This window comes from Hymenobacter terricola (genome assembly GCF_017921975.2).
Classification (GTDB): Bacteria; Bacteroidota; Bacteroidia; order Cytophagales; family Hymenobacteraceae; genus Hymenobacter; species Hymenobacter terricola.
Genome location: NZ_JAGEMO020000143.1, coordinates 1 through 5,646, shown reverse-complemented (window position 1 = coordinate 5,646; position 5,646 = coordinate 1). Strand labels below are relative to the sequence as shown.

The window sequence follows — 5,646 nt, the reverse complement described above, 5'->3', positions numbered from 1 at the left end:
AAAAAAATAGCGGGGCCGCGGCACTTGGTGAACTAGTTCAATGGTTGCCCGCCCCGCCGGCGGGCAACTTTGCATTTATACAAGCGCCCCCAAAAAGTGAAGCACTTTCTTCAGGTAACCCTAACCGTTCTGACCCTCATGCTGACCAGCCAACGCGCGGATGCGCAAGTGTTCAAGACCATACCGGCCGGGCCGTTGCGCCTCCAGGTGTACAGCGCCGCCGAGCCGGGCCTCTACGTGGCTTCCACCATTGTAATGGGGCACCGGGAGGCCATTCTGATTGATGCCCAGTACACGCTGACTGACGCGGAAAAGGTGGTGGCGGAATTGAAAAAAAGCGGCAAGACCCTCAAAGCCATTTACATCAGCCACGGCGACCCGGATTATTATTTCGGCCTCCCGGCCTTCAAAGCGGCTTTCCCCCGCGTCGTCGTGTACGCCAGCGCGCCCACCGTGGCCCTCATCCTGCGCACGGCGCAGCACAAGCTGGATTACTGGGGCCCGATCATGGGCCCCGCCATTGCCAACAACGTCGTCCTGCCGCAGGTCCTCAAAACCGACTTTCTAGAGCTGGAAGGCCACCGGCTGGAAATCAAGGGCCTGGACGGGGCCGATGCCGACTACAGCTTTGTGTGGATACCGGACGCCAAGGCCATTGTGGGCGGGGTGCGCCTGTTTAGCGGCCTGCACCTGTGGACCACCGACGTGGCGACCCCCGGCCGCAAAGCCGACTGGCGGGCCAAGCTCGCCCTCATGGAAGCGCTCCAGCCCGCCATCGTCATTCCCGGCCACCTGCTGGACAACAACGTACTGGACGCCAGCATCATCGCTTACACCAAAAAGTACCTGGCCGACTACGAGGCCGAACTCGGGAAAGCTGCCAACAGTGCTGCTTTGATAGCCGCCATGAAAGCCCGCTACCCCCAGGCCGGGCTGCTGGTCGGCCTGGAAATCGGGGCCAAGGTGAACACGGGCGAAATGCAATTTTGAGCAGGCGCCGCTGTGGATGGCCCCTAGTTGTCGAAGAGAAAAGCCGCTGCCCCTGCGCGGAGACGGCCCCTTTTGCCGCTTCGGCATCGGCATGCTGCACTTAGCCGCCAGCGCGACCAACTGATTTTTGTCCTGCCGGCATGCCTGTTCCGTGGCCTGCCCCGGCCAGTCCCTGCTGGACGACGTAGCCGCCCTGACCGACGGGCCCGCCAGCGCCCGGCTCATCGAGCGCCTGCGCAAAAAATACCCCGCCGGGGCAGGGCTATGGGCCTCGAAACGGGGGCCAAAGTCACCACCAGTGAATCGAAGTAGTAGCTGTTTTTTGTGCCAACGCCCCCCGGCAACAGGGGGTTTTTTACCGGATTTTATGACTAATCTGGACATCGTGCGCAGCACCTACGAGGGGGCTTCGGCAGAAGAAAACGGCCGGGCGCTGCAACAGCACCTGGCCCCCGATGCCCGCTGGACCGAAGCCGCCGGCTTCCCCTACGCCGGCACTTACGTGGGCTTCGCGGCCATTCGCACCAACGTGTTCGACCGGCTGGAGGCCGAGTGGGACCACTTCCGCGTCGAGGTGGAGGGCTACGCCGAGGCCGCCGACCTGGTCATCGCCTACGGCACCTACGCGGGCACCTACCGGGCCACCGGCAAGCCCATGCGGGCGCGGGTGGCGCACGTCTGGACGCTGCGCGAGGGCCGCGTCGTCGCCCTCGAGCAGATTGTGGACAGCCAGCCCGTAGTAGCCGCCCTTTCATAAGCAGGCACCACCGCCCGCGCGGTGTAGTCCTAGGGCGTGGTGGTGTATTGTCAGGCCTGGAATTTCGCACGAATTTATGGGATCGTGCAGCTAGCGGCTACGCGCTAGCTTTAGTGCCTGTTAGACGGTTGCCCTGCCGCCCAAAGTGGCGCTTCCTGTTGGTGAAATGATGCGCTACTTGTTCTTGGCCACGGCCCTTTGGCACGCCTGTGCTGCTTATTACTTCCTGTTTCGGACCCGCCGCATGCTCGAATCACTCACCAGCGAGGTGCCGGTTTCGCCGATTGCGGTCGATGTGCTGCGGTTTTTGGGTGCCCTCAACATTGGATACGTCCTGGTAGCCGGGGCGGGGGCTTACGGGGCCACCTCGGCGGTTGGAGCCAGCGCGGCGCTGGGGCTGGCCAACGGTTCGCAGTTTGTACTGGACTTGTACGCCCACCGCTCGGGGCGCTGGAAGCAACGCCTGAAGGGCATCACGGTGCTGGACGGGTTATTTATGCTTGTTCATGGAGTCTACCTAACCTACGCGGCCAGGTGATAAAAATGGGTGTTATTAAACAATATAGGGTAAAACTTGGCCTTGGTTAACAGTTTGGTCCAAAAGTTAAACGGCCCGTTGGTTACCGGCTGCCAAGTGCTGTCCGGGGCACGCCTGCTACTGGGCGGCGGAGGAACCAGAAAGGTGCACCTTATTGACCCATCAGTTTTTGCCTTATCCAACCCCCGCCACGCGTTGGAAACGCACTTGGCAAGGACTTTCTGAGCCCCTTACTCGGGAAGGAGCTTTCTGAGCCCCTTACTCAGGCTATTTGACGGAGAGTAGCTTTACGCCAGTCTTTTCGCCAGCTTTCACCGAAACAGCCTATGCTAATCAGCTACTTCGACTACGCCGTCTGCTGCCTCCTAGCAGGCAGTACGCTGGTGTGGTGGAAGTATCGCCCAATGTGGCGTCCACGGTGCTTGCTAGGCTTGCTGCTTTTTGGTTTGGTGTTGCCACTGCTCTCGCAAGATGTTGAATTTCGCTTGCACCCGCAGCCTACTGAGTCCTTCGACGCGTTCACGATGGCCTACACCTACTTCAAGTTTCCCCTGTATTGGGGCATAGGAGTGCTTCAACAAGTTGTCTGGCTCTGGCTAGCCAAGCGCCAGTAGTGGCTAGCTGCATGACGCTCAAAATAGACCTGCTTTCAGCGCGGGGCTGCGTATTCGAAAAACCCTCCCTGAACAGGCCTCAAAAAACTGAATTTTCGGGGCCGTTGGCGGGGGTAGGCGGAGTGTTCGCAAAACGGGCCCTTAGTGGGTGTTTTTCGAGGGAGCGTTTCCAAGGCGTAGAGGCACTTTTTTTGCTTGTTTCTATATCACCCTTATTGGAGCATCTCTTTTTGGATTTCTACTACTATACCTCCAGCCACATGATTTCCTGGTCCCATCCCGCCGGAAAGCCCATGTGCTGCTGGTGCAGGCCCAGGGCAACAATATCGTATTCACGCAGCAGAGTCACCACGCGCCGTCCAAAGCTGGAGGTCTGGCTGACCTGCATCATCAAAAAGTTGAAGATGGAGAGCGTGTAGTAGATTTTGGTGTTAATCACCGTCACGTTGGGCTCCGTGAGCCAGTAGCCGGCGTGGCCCCGCTGGTTGGAGAGCATCGGCTTCATCGAGATGTCCCACAGCCGGTCGTGGTGCGCACACTTGTTGCGGACGCCGTTGAGGCTCTGCATCCAGGAATTGAACACCGTCAGGGCCAGGTTGAAATGGTTGGCAACGGCCAGCTTGGGCGTGGTATCGACAAACTGCGTGAACAGGTTGTAGAGGGTACCGAAGGAGAGCAGTTCCAGGACCATCCAGGCCGGCGGGTTGCGGGGCTGGTCGTAGAAGCGGTAGTAGTCGGCGATGAAGGTTTTGCTTTTGGCCCGGTCTAGCTCGCCCCGAATGGTCGAGAGCAGGCGGGCCGAAGCGGCTTGTTCAGCGGGCGTGCCGCGCTTGAAAAAGCGGGCCTGCTCGTACCAGTTGTTGTCGCCGGTGTAGCGCGTGAGGTGGTAGATGATTTGGGTGCGGAAGGAGATTTCCAGCCGCTCGATGGCTTCCAGGCAAAGCAGGCGCAGCTGCTTGTCGAACTGGTAGCGGTGCAGGATGTCGTCGAAGGTGGTGCCGGGCTGAAAGTGGCTGGTGCCGGGTGTCAGAAAGCTGCCCCAGTAGCCGCTGAGACGGTAGTAGCTGATGTTGGCCAGGTAGCGCAGGGCCCGCGGCTCGTCGGCCACTACCAGGCCCCGGGCCTGTAGCTTCTGCAGCTGCTGCATGAAGTCAATAGCGGGCTTCGTGAAATGGCGGATGGGGCGGGGCGGCATAGAGCAGAGCGGCAGGCAAAAAAAAACCCACCCTCAGCGGGGTGGGCTTCCGGTCAAACAGCAAGCCGAAGCTTGTGACCGAAGAATTTTACGGTACCAACCAAACAGCACCGGCAGAGCCGATGTGGCGGATACTTTTTTTGTACGACAAAGATACGGCTTTTTGAGAGAAAAGGCAATCCTAGCGTTTCAGAAGCCCAGTTATCAACGCCGGACCTTGCCAGGAAGTAGATTTCTATCGTTGCAAGTGTGCCCTTACATGGGTGTTGTTAAACAAATAGGGGAAAACCTCCGAGTCCATGGTCAAAGGGCGTGGTTGCTCGTGATAAGGTGACCAAGCGCCGTAAAAGCATCGAAAAACCAATAGTCTTACACGCCCCTTAAGGCAATCAAAATTGGCTAGCGGAAACGAACGTTAAGACTATCGTTTTATCCGCAGAACGAGGAAATTATTGTTAAACAGCTCTTTAGTCAAGGGACGCGCACAGCTGAGGGGTCGAGTCGGAGGTTTTCCCCTACTTGTTTAACAACACCCTTAGAAAGCCTCTCGCTCTCCGCTGGCCAGCAAAACGCCTTAGTGGCGCTGCTGGCCGTGTATATCCCCCTCTCGCACTATTTGCTTGGAAAGGCTATCGACTAAACCAGGAGGCTACGCCCGGCCGTAGTGCTGGTGCAGCTGCACGCTGCATTCGGCCAAGCTCAGCTCGCCGGCCACGTAGCGCCGGTAGAGCCGCTGGCCGAACGGGCTCAGCGGGGGCAGCCCCTGGGCGGCTTTGTGGGCTTCCACTTCATCGAGTAGCGCCTGGCGCTGCGCCGGGGTCTGCTCGGCGGGGCCAAAACGTTCGGCTGTGTCCATTTCTTAAACAACTAGGGGAAAACCGCCGACTCGGCGCGGGGCCTAGCCTAGCCGGCAGGGGATAAAATTACCCTAAGCCCTACCCGGCCGGTCGTTTTGCAATTGCAAACGGAAAGGGGCACTGCTCAGTCCTGGGGAATGTGGCCGCTGTCGGCTTCTAGTATCCACTCCAAGGCGGCGGCTTTCGCCCGCACGGCCAGCAATTGGTGCTCGGCCAGCGTCCGGCTGCGCTCGTGGCCCGCGTCGGGGTAGAGCTGGTGCAGCTGCTGATGCTTCACCACGTCGTTTTTTAAGCGCTCGTCGGCCTGGTCAAGGTTGGCCAGATAGGCGGTTATTTTGGCTTCGGTCTTCATTCAGGGGTATTTTGCAATTGCAAAATTAGAGGTGTGTGGGAGCGGTGCTCAGGTCCAGCTCAAGGTAGTGCTGACGGGGCGGCAGGGCCTCCAACTCCTGCACCAGCGCCGCCATTTCGGCCGCGAAGGGAAACACCCGGCCGGGTGCCTCGACCAGCACCAGGGGCGGAAACACCGGGCGCGGGGTGGGCGGGTCGGGATACTTGGGGTCGCCGCTGGGGTACTGCGGATAGAGCCGGTCCAGCTCGCCGCGTATCATGGCCAGGTCAATGTCGCCGGCCACGTAGAACTTGTAGAGCTGCACCAGCTCCGGGCTGGGGCCGCCGCCGTCGGCGCTGCCGGC

At 59.7% G+C, this 5,646-nt stretch carries 7 protein-coding genes; 3 read left to right on the top strand and 4 right to left on the bottom strand.

Going from position 1 to position 5,646, the window contains the following annotated elements; genetic code table 11:
- Positions 1–96: 96 nt before the first annotated feature.
- From J4G38_RS27200 to J4G38_RS27190, 3 genes are all read left to right on the top strand, one after another.
- Complete coding sequence (locus J4G38_RS27200; RefSeq protein ID WP_210521963.1) at positions 97–990, top strand: MBL fold metallo-hydrolase; 894 nt, start codon at positions 97–99, stop codon at positions 988–990.
- 367 nt (positions 991–1,357) lie between these two features.
- Positions 1,358–1,747: a nuclear transport factor 2 family protein gene (locus J4G38_RS27195; protein WP_210521962.1), complete on the top strand. Its 390-nt coding sequence runs from the start codon at positions 1,358–1,360 to the stop codon at positions 1,745–1,747.
- Between the two features lie 244 nt (positions 1,748–1,991).
- Entirely contained in the window at positions 1,992–2,285 is a 294-nt protein-coding gene (locus J4G38_RS27190; RefSeq protein ID WP_210521961.1) for a hypothetical protein, read from the top strand.
- An 858-nt stretch (positions 2,286–3,143) separates the two neighbouring features.
- Here the strand turns inward: J4G38_RS27190 and J4G38_RS27185 are convergent.
- From J4G38_RS27185 to J4G38_RS27170, 4 genes are all read right to left on the bottom strand, one after another.
- Positions 3,144–4,094 carry an Abi family protein gene (locus J4G38_RS27185; RefSeq protein ID WP_210521960.1) on the bottom strand — a complete coding sequence of 317 codons (951 nt, stop codon included), beginning with the start codon at positions 4,092–4,094 and terminating at the stop codon, positions 3,144–3,146.
- 649 nt (positions 4,095–4,743) lie between these two features.
- On the bottom strand, positions 4,744–4,950 hold the full coding sequence (locus tag J4G38_RS27180; protein ID WP_210521959.1) for a hypothetical protein: 207 nt from the start codon (positions 4,948–4,950) through the stop codon (positions 4,744–4,746).
- A 125-nt stretch (positions 4,951–5,075) separates the two neighbouring features.
- On the bottom strand, positions 5,076–5,303 hold the full coding sequence (locus J4G38_RS27175) for a hypothetical protein (protein WP_210521958.1): 228 nt from the start codon (positions 5,301–5,303) through the stop codon (positions 5,076–5,078).
- A gap of 25 nt (positions 5,304–5,328) precedes the next feature.
- Positions 5,329–5,646, bottom strand: a 318-nt coding sequence (locus tag J4G38_RS27170; RefSeq protein ID WP_226163976.1) for a hypothetical protein, incomplete at its 5' end; no start/stop codon positions are given.

Coding starts and splice junctions, on each gene's coding strand:
- J4G38_RS27180 (WP_210521959.1), bottom strand. CDS start 4,950: ATGGACACAGCCGAACGTTTTGGCCCCGCCGAGCAGACCCCGGCGCAG.
- J4G38_RS27190 (WP_210521961.1), top strand. CDS start 1,992: ATGCTCGAATCACTCACCAGCGAGGTGCCGGTTTCGCCGATTGCGGTC.
- J4G38_RS27175 (WP_210521958.1), bottom strand. CDS start 5,303: ATGAAGACCGAAGCCAAAATAACCGCCTATCTGGCCAACCTTGACCAG.
- J4G38_RS27195 (WP_210521962.1), top strand. CDS start 1,358: ATGACTAATCTGGACATCGTGCGCAGCACCTACGAGGGGGCTTCGGCA.
- J4G38_RS27185 (WP_210521960.1), bottom strand. CDS start 4,094: ATGCCGCCCCGCCCCATCCGCCATTTCACGAAGCCCGCTATTGACTTC.